The 16,749-nt window shown below is 71.7% G+C and carries 12 protein-coding genes and 1 pseudogene; 7 read left to right on the top strand and 6 right to left on the bottom strand.

The features are described from left to right. Window positions 1-171: 171 nt before the first annotated feature. The 4 genes from ABGB18_RS07625 to sigJ all read right to left on the bottom strand — a co-directional run bounded on the left by ABGB18_RS07625 (window position 172) and on the right by sigJ (window position 4,365). Window positions 172-1,506 carry an MFS transporter gene (locus ABGB18_RS07625; protein ID WP_347694651.1) on the bottom strand — a complete coding sequence of 445 codons (1,335 nt, stop codon included), beginning with the start codon at window positions 1,504-1,506 and terminating at the stop codon, window positions 172-174. A gap of 138 nt (window positions 1,507-1,644) precedes the next feature. Continuing rightward, on the bottom strand, window positions 1,645-2,910 hold the full coding sequence (locus tag ABGB18_RS07620; RefSeq protein WP_347694650.1) for a hypothetical protein: 1,266 nt from the start codon (window positions 2,908-2,910) through the stop codon (window positions 1,645-1,647). Between the two features lie 212 nt (window positions 2,911-3,122). Beyond that, complete coding sequence (locus ABGB18_RS07615; protein ID WP_347694649.1) at window positions 3,123-3,422, bottom strand: hypothetical protein; 300 nt, start codon at window positions 3,420-3,422, stop codon at window positions 3,123-3,125. Window positions 3,423-3,480: 58 nt separating this feature from the next. Beyond that, window positions 3,481-4,365, bottom strand: coding sequence for an RNA polymerase sigma factor SigJ (gene sigJ / locus ABGB18_RS07610; RefSeq protein ID WP_347694648.1), 885 nt, complete (start codon window positions 4,363-4,365; stop codon window positions 3,481-3,483). Between the two features lie 182 nt (window positions 4,366-4,547). Here sigJ and ABGB18_RS07605 point away from each other — a divergent pair. From ABGB18_RS07605 to ABGB18_RS07595, 3 genes and pseudogenes are all read left to right on the top strand, one after another. After that, window positions 4,548-4,700 (top strand): annotated as a pseudogene (locus ABGB18_RS07605) (NAD(P)H-binding protein); the annotation flags it as partial. A gap of 109 nt (window positions 4,701-4,809) precedes the next feature. Continuing rightward, the gene (locus tag ABGB18_RS07600) at window positions 4,810-5,196 is read left to right on the top strand and encodes a DoxX family protein (protein ID WP_347694647.1); all 387 of its coding nucleotides are present in this window, start codon (window positions 4,810-4,812) and stop codon (window positions 5,194-5,196) included. Window positions 5,197-5,291: 95 nt separating this feature from the next. Then, entirely contained in the window at window positions 5,292-6,698 is a 1,407-nt protein-coding gene (locus tag ABGB18_RS07595; RefSeq protein WP_347694646.1) for an amidase, read from the top strand. 113 nt (window positions 6,699-6,811) lie between these two features. On the opposite strand, the gene ABGB18_RS07590 is transcribed toward ABGB18_RS07595, so the two are convergent. Further along, a complete protein-coding gene (locus tag ABGB18_RS07590; protein WP_347694645.1) occupies window positions 6,812-7,522 on the bottom strand; it encodes an IclR family transcriptional regulator in 711 nt (236 codons plus the stop codon). 86 nt (window positions 7,523-7,608) lie between these two features. Between ABGB18_RS07590 and ABGB18_RS07585 the strand changes: the two genes are divergently transcribed. Genes ABGB18_RS07585 through ABGB18_RS07575 form a run of 3 tightly spaced genes read left to right on the top strand, consistent with a single transcriptional unit; the run spans window position 7,609 to window position 13,004 of the window. Further along, the gene (locus tag ABGB18_RS07585) at window positions 7,609-8,751 is read left to right on the top strand and encodes an aminotransferase class V-fold PLP-dependent enzyme (RefSeq protein ID WP_347694644.1); all 1,143 of its coding nucleotides are present in this window, start codon (window positions 7,609-7,611) and stop codon (window positions 8,749-8,751) included. Beyond that, entirely contained in the window at window positions 8,748-11,543 is a 2,796-nt protein-coding gene (locus ABGB18_RS07580) for an FAD-linked oxidase C-terminal domain-containing protein (RefSeq protein WP_347694643.1), read from the top strand. Before ABGB18_RS07585 ends, ABGB18_RS07580 begins: the two co-directional genes overlap by 4 nt. Window positions 11,544-11,570: 27 nt before the next feature. Beyond that, window positions 11,571-13,004, top strand: a complete 1,434-nt coding sequence (locus tag ABGB18_RS07575; protein WP_347694642.1) for an SLC13 family permease — start codon at window positions 11,571-11,573, stop codon at window positions 13,002-13,004. 58 nt (window positions 13,005-13,062) lie between these two features. On the opposite strand, the gene ABGB18_RS07570 is transcribed toward ABGB18_RS07575, so the two are convergent. After that, a complete protein-coding gene (locus ABGB18_RS07570) occupies window positions 13,063-15,903 on the bottom strand; it encodes a response regulator (protein ID WP_347694641.1) in 2,841 nt (946 codons plus the stop codon). A 157-nt stretch (window positions 15,904-16,060) separates the two neighbouring features. Between ABGB18_RS07570 and ABGB18_RS07565 the strand changes: the two genes are divergently transcribed. Continuing rightward, window positions 16,061-16,747 (top strand): response regulator, encoded by a 687-nt coding sequence (locus ABGB18_RS07565; protein ID WP_347694640.1) that lies wholly within the window; start codon window positions 16,061-16,063, stop codon window positions 16,745-16,747. The last annotated feature ends 2 nt before the right edge of the window (window positions 16,748-16,749 follow it).

Raw genomic sequence — 16,749 nt, 5'->3', positions numbered from 1 at the left:
GCCGCTCCGTGCGCCCCCGCTCGGTCGTGCATCATATGGTTGCCGGCGTGTCGACTGTCGTGCCGAAGCCCGGTCCGCCCGCGCGCACCGCGGGCTCGTGGCCGCCTTCGGGAAGAGGCAGCCGGAGACCGCGGTGGAGATCGTGCCACGTCACCTGGGCATCGCCATCGATTAGGTGGTCGCCCGCGGTTGGACCTCGTCGTACTCGATCGCGTAGTCCTGCTGCGAGCGGTCCTTGAGCGCCCACGCCGCGATCACGCTGATCAGCGAGCAGATGGCCATGTAGATGGCGATGGACATGGAGCTCTGGTAAGTGGCGAACAGCCAGACCGCGATCAGCGGCGCGGGCCCGCCCGCCGTTATCGAGGCGAGCTGGTAGCCGAGCGAGGCGCCGCTGTAGCGCAGCCGCCCGGTGAAGCTCTCGGCGATGAACGTGGCCTGCGGGCCGTACTGGATGTCGTGGATCGGCGCGGCCAGCACGATCGCCAGGAAGACGAGCGCGGGGACACGGGTGTCGAGCAGCGGCCAGTAGATGAACGACCAGACCACCATGGCGGCGGCGCCCACGATGTACAGGCGCCGGCGGCCCACGACGTCGGAGATGTAACCCCAGAACGGCACGGTGAACAGCGAGACGATGCCGGCCACGATGACGTACAGGTAGACGTCGCTGGACGCGAAGCCGAGGGTCTGGGTGGCGTAGGTCAGGATGAAGACGGTGAAGATGTAGAACGGCGCCTGCTGGCCGGTGCGGAGCAGCGCGCTCAGCACGATCTCCCGCCAGTTCTTGCGCAGCACCTCGCGTACGGGGACGCGCTCGACCCGCTTCTCCTCAAGGACCTTGGTGAAGACCGGCGTCTCCAGGATGCCGAGCCGGATGTAGAGGCCGACCGCGGCCATCAGGATGCTGAGCAGGAACGGGATGCGCCAGCCCCAGTAGGGGTCGAGCGGCTGGAAGATCTGCAGGGCCACGTAGCCGAGCACGAGGCCCACGGGGACGCCGAACTGGGGCCAGCTCCCGAGGAAGCCGCGCTTGCCGCCGCGCGACCGGCCCCACTCGGTGGCCAGCAGCACGGATCCGCCCCACTCACCGCCGACGCTGATGCCCTGGATCAGGCGCAGCACGGTCAGCAGGATGCCGCCCCAGATGCCGATCTGGTCGTAGGTCGGCACGAGACCCACGAGTGCGGTGGCGATGCCCATGGCCAGCAGGGTGATGATCAGGGTGGCCTTGCGGCCGATGCGGTCGCCGTAGTGGCCGAAGATCGCCGCGCCGATCGGGCGGGCGGCGAAACCGCCGAAGTAGGTGCCGAGGGCCAGCAGCAGGCCCGTGGTCGGGTCACTTGTCGGGAAGAACAGCTTCGCGAAGATCGTGCTGGCCGCGAAGCCGTACAGGAAGAAGTCGTACCACTCGATCGAGGTCCCCACGGCGGAGGCGATCACCGCCCGGACCAGTTGCCGTCTCTTCTGCTCACCTGGTGCGTCTTGTCGCTGCTCCTCAACCATCTACCGCACCTCCGGTAGGTCGCGCTTTTCCCGCGACGGTACATGATGCATCATCGAAGGTCACCAGGCAGACGATGATGTTGTGAGGCCGCAACCCGCACCATTCGGACAGAAACGCGCGGGTGTCCAAGGGCGGGGTTACCGTGGCGTCCGTCTGCGGCTGCGGTGGCGGAGGAGTGCGGGGAGCCAGGGTGCGATGCCGATCACGGCCAGCGCTGCCAGCAACGGGAACCGCCACCACGGTGAGAGGCTCGGGGCGGGTGGTGGCGGCACGGGGGTCACCCACGGCCGGGCGGTCTTCGACCAGGCCAGGAAGGCGTCGCCGATGGGGAGCAGGCCGAAGGCGTAGCGCTTGGTCCACGGGGTGTCGAGCGGCAGGCCGGCCAGCTCACCGTAGCCGGCCAGCGCCCCGGCGAGCTGGGCGTCGCCGCGCACCTGGGCCGCGCCCAAAGTGACGACGGTCGCCGACAGGCTCACGTCGAGCGGCAGCGGGCCGGAGTCGACGTCGGCCGGGCCGTCCATGCCGTGGGGATATTCGCGCACGGCCGGTCCGAGGCCGAGCGGCGTGGCGAGGTAACGGTCGCGGAAGCGGGTGTACTGCTCGGCGGCGAAGGCGGGGTCGACGTCCGCCAGGAATCGCTGGATCAGGCTCTGCGAGGAACCCCTGGCCACCTCGGCCGGCTCGCCGGTGCCCGGTTCAGCCTGGTGCGGGATCAGCCCGGTACGCGGGTCGAGCCGCCGGCGGACGTCGGCCACCCAGCGGGTGACGGTGGCGGCGTACCGGGGCGGCAGCAGCGTGTCGTGCAGCCGCAGCGACGCCACTGCCACGGTCGAGTCGACCGGCCAGGACTGTCCCGGATACGCCTCCAGGAACGGCGACCGCGAGGCCGCGAACGCCCCGGCGAGCGCCGCTGAATCTGCGGCGAACCGGCTCGCCTCGGCCGGGTCGCGTCGCTCGGCCGGCTGCAGGGCCAGCACCCCGCCACGCAGCCAGTTGCACCATCCCTGGTAGAAGACGCCGTAGGGCGGCACGACGTCGCGGCTGAACGGGGCCCGGCCGGGCGGCGCGTCCAGCCGGGCCAGCGCCCAGCGGGCCTCGCCCAGGGCCCGCGACCGTTCGCCGGGCGGCCTGCGCATGCCGAGCTCCACCCACGCCAGGCCGTACAGGGCGTGCAGGAAGAAGTAGCCCTCGGGGAACAGCCCCTGCGCCTCGTCGCCCGCGCCCGCGTCCAGCGCGGAACGCAGGAACGCGAGCTGCCGCTCCACCCCGGGCGGCTCCCCCACGGGACCCGCCGTGGCCGGCACGACCAGCCGTACTGCCGGCACCAGCGCGCAAACGCTCACCAGAACGGCGACAATCCGCCCCGCCCAGCGCACCACCGACCGCCCGCCCGACAACGACACCGAACGCCTTCCTGGCGACTGCCCAAGGCGCCTTCCGGGCGACGGCACCTGGCGCGGGGACGAGGGGGGCTGAGCCATCCGCCGATGCTAGCCCTGCCCCCGACGATCACGAAACCGACACCGCGGCACATCCCCGGCTGGGTCGTCGCCGTGGCGTTCACCGCCTTCGGTGCCTCGGGGATGGCCCTCACCGTGACCAGCCTGTCCTGCCTTCACCGCACCGGTCTGGGGTGCTCACCCTCACCCACCGGCGCCTCGCCCAGCGGCGTAGGGACGAAACCGCTCACCACGTCGGGCCAGACGAAGACGCTCGGCATCAGCAAGAGGCCTCGCCGCTCGAGGTCGCGCACGATCAGCGACGAGGGCGCGGTGCGGAGCGTCAGCGTGCCCTCGGTCCACCTCACCTTCGTCTGCAGGTCGGCGACGAGCAACTCGAGGCCGCCCTCACCCGGTTTCGGTGTCCGGCAGGCGACATCGGCTTCCATCAGGGCGCGCAGCCGTGGCCAGTCCACGGCCTTCTCGCGTGGACCACGGGCAGATCAGTGCTTCGTGCGCCTGGCTGGTCGGCTCTCATCCGGCGGGTTGGTCGGGGATGGTGGTCAGCTTGTCGGGATTGCTGACGACGTAGATGTCGCGCACCTGCTCACCATCGGCGTCAAGGTCGAGCACCATCACGGCGAAGGGCGCATCTTCGGCGAAGATCACCACCGAGGGGTCCCCGTTGACCCGGCGGTAATGGACGTCCAAGCCTTGGTTGCCGCGCGCATTGGCGAGGATCGTACGTGCGACCTTGTCCCGCCCGCGGATGGGACGGGGCCCACCCGCCGCAGACTTGCCGCCGCCGTCGGACCACAGCGTCACCTCGGGGGCGAGCATCTGCATCAGCGCGGCGAGGTCGCCGCCGAATGCGGCCTCGATGAACCGCTCGGTCGCCGCGCGGTGCGTACGCTGGTCGATGCGGGTCCGCGGGCGCCGGGCTTGTACGTGCTCGCGTGCCCGGTGGGAGACCTGCCGCACCGCGGCAGGACTGCGGTCGAGCATGGCGGCGATCTCGGTGTGCTGGTAGGCGAACACCTCGTGCAGGACGAACACCGCCCGCTCCAGCGGCGTGAGCGTCTCCAGGATCACCAGCATCGCAAGGGACACCGACTCGCCGCGCAGGGCGGATTCGGCCGCGTCAGGTTCGGCGACCAGGGGTTCGGGCAGCCATGGGCCCATATAGGTCTCCTTGCGGCGGCGCAGCGTGTTCTGATGGGCCAGGGCCTGATTGACCGCGATGCGTACCAGGTAGGCGCGGCGGTTCTCGATGCGGTCCGGGTCCTGCGCCGACCATGCCAGCCAGGTTTCCTGGAGCACGTCCTCGGTGTCGCCGACGGTGCCGAGCATGTTGTAGACGACCGAGAAGAGCAACTCGCGGTGGTCGGCGAATATCTCAGCGGCGGTGTCGGACATCATGCGCTCCTTGTCTGGGACGAACACGCCTAAGAGCTCACAGCCGACCCGGAGTGTGACGTGAGCCGCGTCACGTCACACTCCGGGTCCGAAGGCTCTCTCAGGACGCGAAGCGGCCGGCAAGCGCCTCCACAGGACCTGGTCGGCCGCCGACACGACCGTCCGCCGCGTTAGGAGTTCAAGGCATGACCATTCTCGTCACCGGAGCCACCGGGACCGTCGGCCGCCAGATCGTCCGGCACCTACTGGAGCGCGGCCTGCCGGTGCGCGCCCTGACCCGCGATCCCGCCGCCGCGGCCCTGCCCACTTCGGTCGAGGTGGTCGCGGGCGATCTAAGTCACGAAAACGGTGGCCGAGATCCTCGGACGTCCCGCGCATGGCTGCGCCGACTGGGTGGCCCGGCACGCCACCGCCTTCCAGAACTACCCGCATTCCCCAGGGGCTGACATGACCACCGCTTACCTCGTCACCGCTACGGTGACCATCGCCGCCAACACCTTCTCCGGTTTCGCGGCCATGACCCGGCTCAAACCGATCATGCGAACCCTCGGCCCCGCCCTCGCCACGGCCGGCGTGCCGGAATCGTGGCTGGTGTGGCCGATCGGCGCGCTCAAGGCGCTGGGCGCGCTCGGGCTGCTGCTCGGCCTGCTCGGCGTCCCCCTCATCGGCACCGCCGCCGCGGCGGGCCTCATCCTGTACTTCGTCTGCGCGCTGTACACCCACGTGCGCGTCAGCGATTTCTCGCCACAGTTCTACCTGGCCATCGTGTTCCTCGCGCTCGCAGTGACCACGCTGGCACTCGATCCCGCACTGGTGGTCAGCCCGACTCGCTGACCCTGGTCAGTAAGCCGAACAGCAACAGAGGGTGCCCCCGGTCCCCAGCCGCGTCGGCGGGTGATATCAGTGGATCTGCTCTGAATGTCGTTGTGATGCGTGGAAAGGACTCCATGCCCATCTCCCCCGGCCCGTTCACCGGCCGTACCATCGCCGGCCTGGCTCAGGACTTACGCGAGGGGCGGACCACCGCCACCGAACTGGTCACGCTGGCACTCGACGCCGCCACCAAGCTCGATCCGCAGCTCAACGCGTTCGTCACGGTGGACCACGACGGGGCGCTGGCAGCGGCGCGGCTGGCCGACCACGAGCTGGCGGCGGGAACCGACCGCGGCCCGCTGCACGGCGTGCCGGTCGGGGTGAAGGATCTCATCGACGTGGCCGGTCTGCCCGCGACCATGGGATCACGGCATTACGCCGGCCACGTCCCGGCCGCCGACGCCGAGTGCGTGACCCGGCTGCGGCGCGCCGGGGCGATCATCGTCGGCAAGACCACGACGCACGAGTTCGCCTACGGGCCCACCGGCGACCGCTCGGCCAACGGCCCCTCGCGCAACCCGCACGACCCGGCGCGCATGACGGGCGGCTCCAGCGGCGGCAGCGCGGCCGCCGTGGCGGCGGGCATGGTGCCGCTGGCGCTCGGCACCGACACGGGCGGCTCGGTACGCATCCCGGCCGCCCTGTGCGGAATCGCCGGGTTCAAGCCCGCCTACGGGGCGATCCCGGCGGACGGGGTGTTCCCGCTGTCGCGCACGCTCGACCACGTCGGCGTGCTGGCCGCCGCCGAGGGCGACTGCCTGCCGGCCTACCGGGCCCTGGCCACGGCCCAGTTGCGCGAGGACCTCCCTGCCGCCCGGGTGGCGTGGCTGGACCTGACCGGGCTCGATCCGGCCGGGCTGATCCAGGGCGACCAGCGGGTGACCGACCTGGTGCGGAACGCGTCGGGGGCGCAGGACGACGTGCGGTTGCCCGCGGAGGTCGTGGCGGCGCTGCGGGAGACGTACCTGGTGATCCAGAGCTGTGAGGCGGCGGCCGTGCACGCGTCGCGGCTGGCGCGAGCGCCCGAGCTGTATGATCCCGAGCTGCTCGAACGCCTGCGCGTCGCCGCGGAGCTGCCCGGCTGGAGATATGTCCAGGCGATGGACGGGCGGGCGCGGCTGGCCGCGGCCGTCGGGAGGCTGTTCGAGCGGCACGACGTCATCGCGCTGCCGACCGTGCCGATCACCGCTCCCCCGCTCCTGCGGCCCGAGCCGGAGCCGGACGGCGAGCCCGGCGCCTGGCGCATGGCCGTGCGCGCCACCCTGCTCTCGATGACCAACCTGTGGAACGTGGTGGGCCTGCCCGCCCTGACCGTGCCCGCGGGCATGGTGGACGGCCTGCCGGTCGGCCTGCAACTCGTCTGCCGCCCGGGCCGCGAGCTGCTGCTCTTCGAGGCGGCCGCCCGCCATCGCACACGTACCGTCGGTCCATCTCCCCCTGGGCGTCCTTGGTGTTCGCACTGAGCGTGCCGGCGCTGGTGCGGCGCTGAAGTCCGGCGGACGACGCGGGAGTGTCCGGTACGGCTGTTGTCATGCCGGAGACACTGGAGATCCTCCCCGACAAATCCCGGGAGGCGTCACATGAGGGTCGCGGTCAGAGTTCGGGCGGCCTGGGTGACCAGCTTGCCGTATTCGGCGCGCAGGTCCTCGGTCATGCGGCTGGCGGGGGTGGAGACGCTGAGGCTGGCGACCGGCCCGTCGGGGCCGAGGACGGCGGCGGCGACGGCGGCGATGTCGGAGCGCCATTCGCCCCGGTTGTCGGCGTAGCCGCGGGAGAGGACCGCGGCCAGCTCGCCCCGCAGCGCCGCCGGGTCGGTGATGGTGGTGTCGGTGTATCCCGGCAGCTCGGTTAACGGCCGTCCCAGGTGGGCGAGCACGGCCTTGCCGTTGGCCGAGGCGTGCAGCGGCAGCCGGATGCCCAGCGGCAGCACGATCCGCAGCGGCTTGTCGGTCTCCAGCCGCTCGATCAGCACGACCGCGTCGCTCTCGGGCACCATGAGGTGAATCGTCTCCCCGGTGCGCTGGCGCAGGTCCTCCATGAGGGGCATCGCCGCGTCCCGCAGCCCGAGCTCGGCCCGCCGCCCGACCTGGAGCGCCTTGCTGGTGACCTGCCACCGCGTGACCGCGCCCCCGGCGGGCCTGATCCACCCGGCCTCGTGCAGCGTCCTCAGCGAGCGCTGCACCGTGCTCTTGGGAAGTCCCAGCTCGCGGGCCAGCTCACCGACCCCGGCCGGCTGGCGGCCGGCCACCTCTTCGAGCACTCGGAGGGCGTTGATCACGTTCTGCATGCATTGACTCCTCTGCGGCCTGATCTTAATGTTAATGAACCGCAACACGGCACGCCGTGCCGTGAGACGGCACGGAGGTGTTGAGAGTGGGCCGTCATTTCCTGCAGATCCCCGGCCCGACGAACGTCCCCGACCGGGTGCTGCGCGCCATCGCGCGGCCCACGATCGACCATCGCGGCCCGGAGTTCGCCCGGCTGGCGAGCGAGCTGCTGGAGCGGCTGAAGGACGTCTTCAGGACCCGGCACCACGTGGTCGTCTACCCGTCCTCGGGCACGGGGGCGTGGGAGGCGGCGCTGGCCAACACGCTCTCGCCGGGTGACAAGGTGCTGGCGTTCGAGACCGGGCACTTCTCCTCGCTGTGGTGCGAGATGGCCGCCCGGCTGGGCCTGGTCGTCGACCTGGTCCCGGGCGACTGGCGGCACGGCGCCGACCCGGACGCGCTGGCCGAGCGCCTCACCGCCGACGTCGCCGCCGTCATGGTGGTGCACAACGAGACCTCGACCGGCGTGCGCAGCCGCGTCCCGGAGATCCGCGCCGCCATCGACCGCACCGGCCGTTCGCCCCTGCTGCTGGTGGACACGATCTCCTCGCTGGGCTCGATGGACTACCGGCACGACGAGTGGGGCGTGGACGTGACCGTCGGCTGCTCGCAGAAGGGCCTCATGCTGCCGCCCGGCCTGGGCTTCAACGCGGTCAGCCCGAAGGCGCTGGCACACCGGGGCGGTCTGCCGCGCTCATACTGGGACTGGGAGCCGATCATCGCGGCCAACCGCAAGGGCTTCTTCCCCTACACACCCCCGACCAACCTGCTGTACGGGCTGGGCGAGGCCCTGACGATGCTGCTGGACGAGGAGGGCCTGCCCGCCGTCTTCGCCCGGCACGACCGGCACGCCGAGGCGACCCGGCGGGCCGTGCTGGCCTGGGGGCTGGAGGTGCTGTGCGCCGACGAGCGCGAGCATTCCAGCTCACTGACCGCCGTCCTGATGCCCGACGGGCACGACGCCGACGCGCTGAGACGGCTCATCCTCGACCGCTACGACATGTCGCTCGGCACCGGGCTGGGCAAGCTCGCCGGGCGGGTGTTCCGGATCGGGCATCTCGGCTGGTTCAACGACCTGATGCTCGCGGGCACGCTGAGCGGGGTCGAGATGGGACTCGCCGCCGTCGGGGTGCCGGCCAAGGACAGCGGGGTACGCGCGGCGCTGGCGTACCTGGAAGGCACCGGATGAACCTGGCACGGACATTGTCGCCGCTGATCAGCGGGGACGTCAGGGACGATCCGTACACCACGCACCTGTACTCGTCCGACGCCAGCATGTACGCGATCGAGCCCCTCGCCGTCGCCTTCCCCCGGCACGCCGACGACGTCCAGGCCCTGGTGGCGGCCTGCGGCGAGCTGGGCGTGCCGGTGCTGCCGCGCGGCGCGGGCACCAGCCTGGCCGGGCAGACGGTGGGCGCGGCGGTGATCGTCGACTTCTCCCGCCACATGAACCGCATCCTGGAGATCGACGGCAGGACCGCCAGGGTGCAGCCGGGCGTGGTCCAGGACCAGCTCAACCGGGCGGTCCGCAAGCACGGCCTGATGTTCGGGCCGGACACCTCGACCAGCAACCGCGCCACGATCGGCGGGATGATCGGCAACAACTCGGCGGGCAGCCACTCCATCCTGTACGGCTCGACGGTCGACCACGTCGAGGCGCTGCGGGTGGTGCTCGCCGACGCCACCACGCCCGACCTGGCCACCGACACCCGGCTCAACACCGCGGTGGCCGAGGTGCTGGACGGCCTCGACCTGACGGGGTTCCCGCGGTTCTGGCGGCACGCGGGCGGCTACCGCCTCGACCTGGCCCGCCGCCCGGACTCCGGCGTGGACCTCACCAAGCTGCTGGTCGGCTCGGAGGGCACGCTGGCCGTCGTCACCGAGGCCACGGTCGCGCTGGTCGAGCGGCCCAGGGCCAAGGCCATCGCGGTCGGCCACTTCACCTCCACCGCCGCCGCGATCGCGGCCACCGCCGACGCGCTCTCCTTCGGCGCCGCCTCGGTGGAGCTGCTGGACAGGGCCATCCTGGAGCTGTCCCGGCAGCGCGTCGACTACGCGGAGCTGGGCGGCATCCTGGCGGGCGACCCCGAGGCGCTGATGTTCGTCGAGTTCTTCGGCGACAGCCAGGCGGAGGTGGCCGACCGGGTGGAGGAGCTGGCCGGGACCTGGAAGGCGAACGGTCACGGCTACCACACCCTGAGGGCCGTCACCGAGCGGCAGCAGGCGGCCGTGCTCAAGGTGCGCAAGGCCGGGCTCGGCCTGCTGATGGCCTCCAGCGTGGGCAGCAGCAGGCCGCTGGCGTTCGTGGAGGACACGGCCGTGCCGCCGGACCGGCTGCTGCCCTACGTCGAGGAGTTCGCCCGGATCCTCGACCGGCACGGCCTGCGCGCCGGGTTCTACGGCCACTGCTCGGTCGGCTGCCTGCATGTCCGGCCGTTCGTGGACCTGCGCGCGCCCGGCCAGGTCGACACCATGCGCGCGGTCGCCGAGGAGGTCGCGGAACTCGCCGCCCGGCACGGCGGGGTGAACTCCAGCGAGCACGGCGACGGGCTGGCCAGGTCCGAGTTCAACCGGCGGCTGTTCGGCGACCGGATCTACGAGGCGATGCGGCAGGTCAAGCACGTCTTCGACCCACACGGCCGGCTCAACCCCGGCAAGATCGTGGACGCGCCGCCGATGACGGACCACCTGCGCGACCCGGCGGCGCCCGAGCCTCGCCCGCTGCGTACGGTCCTGTCCTTCGCCGGCACCGGGAGTATGCACGCCGCCGCCGACCGGTGCATGAACATCGGCGTCTGCCGCAAGGACGACACGGGCGTCATGTGCCCGTCGTACATGGCCACCCGCGAGGAGGAGCACTCCACCCGCGGCCGGGCCAACGCCCTGGTCAAGGCCCTCACCTCGGACGACCCCCGGGGGGCGCTGGGCGACGAGCGGCTGCACGGGATCCTCGACCTGTGCCTGGAGTGCAAGGCGTGCCAGTCGGAGTGCCCGCTCGGGGTGGACATGGCGGCGCTGAAGAGCGAGTCGCTCCACCAGTACCAGCAGATCCACGGCGTACCGCTGCGCGCGCGGCTGTTCGGCGCGATCAGGATGCTCAACCGGCTGGGCTCGGCCACCGCGCCGCTGTCGAACTGGCTGGCCGGCACCGCCCGCGGCCCGCTCGGCCTGAGCCGCCGCCGCCCGCTCCCCCGCTTCCGCCGCGACAACCTGATCCGCTGGTACGCCCGCCGCCGCCCCGCGGCAGGGGAAGGCACTCCCGGGCGGGAGGTCATCCTGCTGGCGGACTCCTTCACCACCTACAGCGAGCCCGGCATCGGCCAGGCCGCCGTCGAGCTGCTGGAACACGCGGGCTACCGGGTGCTCCTGGCCGCCGAGGGCTGCTGCGGCCGCTCCAGCATCTCCAAGGGCCTGCTGGATCAGGCGCGCACGATGGCCGAGTCGATGGTCGCCCGGCTGGCGGATTCCGACGCCCCGATCGTCGGCCTGGAGCCGTCGTGCCTGCTCACCCTCAAGGACGAGTACGCCGCCCTGCTCCCCGGCGACCCCAGGGTCGCGGCGGTGGCGGCGCGCGCCCGGCTCGTCCCCGAACTGCTCACCGAGGCGATCGACGCCGGCCGGCTGGTGCTGGGCGACGCGCTGAGCGGGCGCCGGATCCTGCTGCACGGCCACTGCCACGAGAAGGCCGTCGTCGGCACCGCCGGCACACGTGAGCTGCTGTCCAGGATCCCCGGAGCGGAGGTGGAAGAGATCGACGCCGGCTGCTGCGGAATGGCCGGATCCTTCGGCTTCGAGGCCGAGCACTACGACCTGTCCATGAAGATCGGCGGCCTCCGGCTCTTCCCGGAGATCGCCGCTTCCTCGTCCGACACCCTGCTGGCGGCCACGGGGGTCTCCTGCCGCCAGCAGATCGCCCACGGTGCTGGGCGGGTGGCCCGGCACCCGGTCGAGCTCGTCCGCGAGGTGTCCGTCCTGCCGTAGACCTTCGGGGGAAGATCGGAGTCAGCAGTGTCAGCAGAGCTCCTATCCATTCTCGCCCTCATCGCCATGTTCGTCGTCGCCACGTTCTTCCCGGTGAACCTGGGGGCGCTGGCCCTGGTCGGCGCCTTCCTGGTCGGGACACTGGCCGCGGGTATGAGCACCGACGACATCCTGGGGGCCTTCCCCGGCAGCCTGTTCGTGATCCTCGTCGGGGTCACCCTCCTGTTCGCCATCGCCACCAACAACGGGACGGTGGACTGGCTCGTACGGGCCGCCGTCCACCTGGTACGGGGCCGGATCGCCGCCATCCCACCGGTGGTGTTCGCCATCTCGGCCCTGTTGACGGCCGTGGGGGCGCCGGCTCCGGCGGTGGCGGCGATCCTGGCGCCGATCGCGTTCGGGTTCGCGGCCGACTACCGGATCCATCCGATGCTGATCGGGCTGATGGTGGCGCACGGCACGCAGGCGGGCGCGTTCTCGCCGATCAGCGTGCTGGGCGGGATCGTGAACGGCGTCACGCGTGACGCGAACCTGCCCTACAACAACATCTCCCTGTTCCTGTCCAGCTTCGCGTTCAACACGGCCGCGGTCGTGATCGTGTTCTTCGTCTTCGGCGGCCGCGACCTGATGAGCCGCGGCACCATCAGCGCCGAGCCCGCCCCGGCGGGCGGCGACGTCCCCGAGGGCACGGGCACAGGCACGGGCGCGCCCTCCTCAGAAACCGGATCCCCGCCCGCGGCCGACTCCTGGGCCACGTCCGCATCCGCGCCCACCCCGGCGTCCGGAAGCGGGTCAGGGTCCGGCGGGGCGGTCACCACCGCGGTCGCCCCCGACACCGGGGTCGACGGCGGCGGCCTGCGGCTCACCATGCACCAGGCGCTCACGCTGATCGGCATCGTGGCGCTCTGCCTGGCCGTGCTGGTGTTCCAGCTCGACGTGGGCCTGACCGCCGTCACCGTGGCCGTCGTCCTCTCCCTGACCTCCCCCAAGACGAACAAGGGCGCCGTGGAGCGGGTGGCGTGGCCGACCGTGCTGCTCATCTGCGGCGTCGTCACGTACGTGGGCGTGTTGCAGGAGATCGGCACCGTCGACTACGTGGGCTCCTCGGTGGCGGCGATCGGCATCCCGCTGCTGGTGGCACTGCTCATCTGCTATGTGGGCGGCGTGGTGTCGGCCTTCGCCTCGACCGTGGGCATCCTGGGCGCGCTGGTGCCGCTGGCGGTGCCGCTGCTCGGGCAGGGCACGCTGGGGCCGATCGCGATGATCGCGGCGCTGTCGGTGTCGTCGGCCATCGTGGACGTCAGCCCGTTCTCCACGACGGGGGCGCTGCTCGTGGCCAACGTCCGGGGCATGGAACGGGACGTGTTCTACCGCAAGCTGCTGACCTACGGCGCGGTGATCGTCCTGGTCGGCCCGCTGTCGGCCTGGGCTGTCCTGGTGGCCCCCGGCTGGCTCGGATAGCACCCCGCCTGGTGCCCGGCAATGGTCTGTCCCGGGCCCGGCGATCAGGTGGTCAGGTTCAAGGGCTGACGGTCCGGGAGCCGTTCATCCAGGACGGCTTCTCCTTGAGCAGCTCGTACAGCTCGTCGAACGGCTCCTGCTCGACGGTGCCCGCCCGCGCCAGGTCCTCCACGCGCCGGCACAGCTCGGCCTCGCGGGCGGCACCGACGGTCGCGCAGCCGCCCTTGAGCCGGTGCGCAAGCGCGGCCACCTGTGCCAGGTCCCCGTCCCCGGCCGCCTGCCTGAGCTCCTCGAACGTGCTCATCGCGGTCTCCACGTAGGCCGCGCCGATGTCGGCCAGCGCCTCCTGCGACAGGCCCGCGAGCTCGGGCGGGAGCCCGGCGGAGGCCGTCCAGGCCGGGATCCTGGCCATCACGTGCGGCCAGTCCACGGGCTTGGCCAGGTGGTCGTCCATGCCCGCTTCCAGGCACCTGATCCGGTCGTCCGGCATGGCGGCCGCGGTCATCGCGACGATCGGGGTGTGGGCCTCCTCGCGCCGCCTGATCTCGGCGGTCGCGGCCAGGCCGTCCAGCACGGGGAGCTGGCAGTCCATGAACACCAGGTCGTAGCCGCCCGCCAGCACGGCGCGTACGGCCTGCCGGCCGTCGTCCACCACCTCGACCTCGTGGCCCGCCTGCCGCAGCACGAGCAGCGCCACCTGGCGGCTCACCTCGTCGTCCTCCGCCACCAGGATGCGCGCCGGCACGTCCGGCGCCGCGCCGTCACCGATGCCGTGCGGTTCGCCGGGGCACTCGGCGGTGCGCAGGGCGTTCTCGACGGCGGCGAGCAGCCGGCGGCGGCTGAGCGGCCGGGTGATCGACTGCACGGTACGCTCGTCGGCCGCGACCGGCCAGGGCAACCCGCTACGCCCCGGCGTGACCACGACGATGACGCTGGTGGCCCGGAGCAGCGGGTCGGTGAGGATCGTGTGCGCCAGCGACTGGGACACGGTGCCCAGGTCGAGGGCGACGACGGCCAGCTCGTACGGCCTGCCGTCGGCGGCGGCGGAGTGCAGCAGCGCCAGGGTGGACTCCTCGTCCCTGGTCTCCTCCACCTCCAGCCCCGCGTCCGTGAGGAAGCGCCCGGCCAGCGCCCGGTCCTCGGGCCGCGGGTCGGCCACCAGCGCGCGCCGCCCCGCCGGCCCCTCGGCTCCCGGCTCCGACCAGGCCAGCACCTCCATGGGCAGCGTCACCCAGAACCGGCTGCCCACCCCCTCCACGCTGTCCAGCCCGATGCGCCCGCCCATGAGCTCGGTGAGCTGCCTGCTGATGGCCAGGCCCAGGCCGCTCCCCCCGGTCCGGCGCGTGATCGGCGAGTCGACCTGGCGGAACACGCCGAAGACCCGCTCCCGGTCGCCGGGCCCCACCCCGATCCCGGTGTCGGCCACCGCGAACCGCAGCACCGCCCGAGACCCGCCCTGCTGCCCCTCGTCGAGCGTTACGTGCAGGTCCACGCCGCCCTGGACGGTGAACTTCAGCGCGTTCCCGACCACGTTCGTCAGAATCTGGCGCAGCCGCGCGGGGTCGCCCGACACCTGCCGCGGCACGTCCTCGTCGAGCCGCAACGTGAGCCACAGGCCCTGCGCGTACGCCTGCGGCGCGAACGGCGCCACCACCTCGTCGCACAGCCGCGGCAGGTCGAACGGCATCGCGTCCACCTGGAGGTGGCCCGCCTCGATCTTGGACAGGTCGAGGAAGTCGTCGAGCAGGCTCAGCACGTTCTGGGCCGACTCCTGGGCGGTCGTGGCGTAGTGGCGCTGCTCGTCGTCCAGCCGGGTGCCCATGAGCAGGGAGTTCATGCCGACGACGCCGTTGATCGGGGTGCGGATCTCGTGGCTGATCTTGGCCAGGAACTCGGACTTGGCCTTGGAGGCGCTGACCGCCACGTCCCTGGCGTCGGACAGCTCGGCCGCGTACCTGGACAGCGTGGCCTGCGCCCGGCGACGGCCGCGGGTGGTGTGGATCTGCAGCCCCATGCCGATGAGGATGAGCAGTGCCAGCAGGGCGGCCACGGTCAGCACGTTGGTGCGCAGCCGTTCGGCCGAGGCCAGCGCGGTGGCGGCGGACACCTCGGCGGTGACCGTCCAGCCGATGTCGGGGATCGGCTCCGAGGCGGACAGGACCAGGCCGTCGATGCCCTGGAACTCGTCGTTCCAGGTTCGCCCGGCCAGCGCCGCGTCCACCCGGGGGTCCTCGCGCAGGGAGGTCAGGGCGTACAGGGTGCGGCCGGGGTCGGCGACGAGCACGCCGGCCTGGTCGGTGATCAGCAGCCGGATGTGCTGGGCCTCGGCGGCCTCCTTGGCGAACTTCTGGATGGCGTCCAGGCTGTAGACGACGGTGAGGACGCCCACCATGCGCTCGCCGTTCTCGCTGGGGATCGGCACGGCCACCGCGACGGCCCTGGAGACGTCCTCCATCGTGGGCGTGTACGCCTGCGACACGTGCGCCCGCTGCCAGTCGCGCACGGCGCTGTACCAGTCGGTGCTGACGATGTCCTGGGGCAGCCCGCTGGACGGCAGCGCGCCCAGCATGCGGCCCTCGGGGGAGATCATGATGATCCCGCTGATGCCGTCGCGCATCCGCTTCAGCTCGTCGAGGTAGCCGCGCAGGGTGTCGCCGGTGACGTGGTCGATCGACTCGCGTACGCGGGGCTGCCGGGCGAAGGCGACGACGAGTTCTTTCAGCGAGCCCATCTGCTGCTCCACGACGACCCGGCTCACCGAGGCCGTGGTCTTGACCCGGTCGTCGACCTCGTTCCTGACGGCGGACTCCGACAGGGAGATGCTGGAGGAGGTCAGCAGTGCCAGGGGCAGCAGACCAAGCAGCGTCCACAATGCCGCCACCGCGAACAACCATCTCACCGGCGGTCCGCCCTCCCGTTGTCGCTCGTCGTCCAGACTAGGAGGAAAAGCGCGTGATGACAGGATCGTGATGAGCAGAAGGCGCAAAAGCCGCTCTACGTTATAAAGAGCTGCTTAAGCTGCTTTGATCCATCTTTGTTGGACGAGGAGCGTGGCGATGCCTGAGGCCAAGGACATCACCGTTCTCATCGTGGACGACGACCCGGTCGTCACCGCGGCACTGCACGCGCAGGTCAACCGGGTGCTCGGCTTCAAAGTCGTGGGAATCGCGCACACCGGGCACGCCGCACTGGCCGCCGCGGGCCGCTTCGCTCCCCGGCTGATCCTGCTCGACCTGCACTTACCCGACCTGCCCGGACTGGAGGTCGCGCACCGGCTGCGCCGGCCCGACCAGCCGCCCGCCGACGTCATCGTGATCTCCGGCCACCACGAGTCGGCGGCCGTGCGCGCGGCCATGCAGCGCGGCGCCCTCTACTACCTGGTCAAACCCACCCGGGCCGGCACGCTGGAGCAGACGCTGCTGCGGTACGCGGCCACGGTCGAGCAACTGTCGGCCGGCGACCGGTTCGCCGAACAGCAGGAGATCGACCGCGTCTTCCGCTCCCTCCACCTCGACCAGGCGGCCCGGCCGAAGAGCATCTCGGCGGCGACCGAGCAGGCGGTGCTGGACGCGCTGTCGTCCGTCAAGGAGGACGCCTCCGCGCACGAGCTGGCCAAGATGATCGGCATCAGCCGCGCCACCGCCCGCCGCTACCTGGAGTACCTCGCCGACCGCGGCCAGGTCGAGGGCCGGCCGCGGTACGGGCCGACCGGCCGCCCGCAGCATCGGTACCGCATCCGGTGAGG

Origin of the sequence: Nonomuraea sp. B12E4 (genome assembly GCF_039871825.1) — a bacterium.
GTDB lineage: Bacteria > Actinomycetota > Actinomycetes > Streptosporangiales > Streptosporangiaceae > Nonomuraea.
Note: the sequence above shows the minus strand (reverse complement) of the source record. Positions and strands in the feature narration are given on the sequence as shown.

What these genes read in the sequence shown, in the direction of transcription:
- ABGB18_RS07625 (WP_347694651.1), bottom strand. Translation starts at nt 1,506, where the DNA reads ATGGTTGAGGAGCAGCGACAAGACGCACCAGGTGAGCAGAAGAGACGG.
- sigJ (WP_347694648.1), bottom strand. Translation starts at nt 4,365, where the DNA reads ATGATGTCCGACACCGCCGCTGAGATATTCGCCGACCACCGCGAGTTG.
- ABGB18_RS07600 (WP_347694647.1), top strand. Translation starts at nt 4,810, where the DNA reads ATGACCACCGCTTACCTCGTCACCGCTACGGTGACCATCGCCGCCAAC.
- ABGB18_RS07595 (WP_347694646.1), top strand. Translation starts at nt 5,292, where the DNA reads ATGCGTGGAAAGGACTCCATGCCCATCTCCCCCGGCCCGTTCACCGGC.
- ABGB18_RS07590 (WP_347694645.1), bottom strand. Translation starts at nt 7,522, where the DNA reads ATGCAGAACGTGATCAACGCCCTCCGAGTGCTCGAAGAGGTGGCCGGC.
- ABGB18_RS07580 (WP_347694643.1), top strand. Translation starts at nt 8,748, where the DNA reads ATGAACCTGGCACGGACATTGTCGCCGCTGATCAGCGGGGACGTCAGG.
- ABGB18_RS07565 (WP_347694640.1), top strand. Translation starts at nt 16,061, where the DNA reads ATGCCTGAGGCCAAGGACATCACCGTTCTCATCGTGGACGACGACCCG.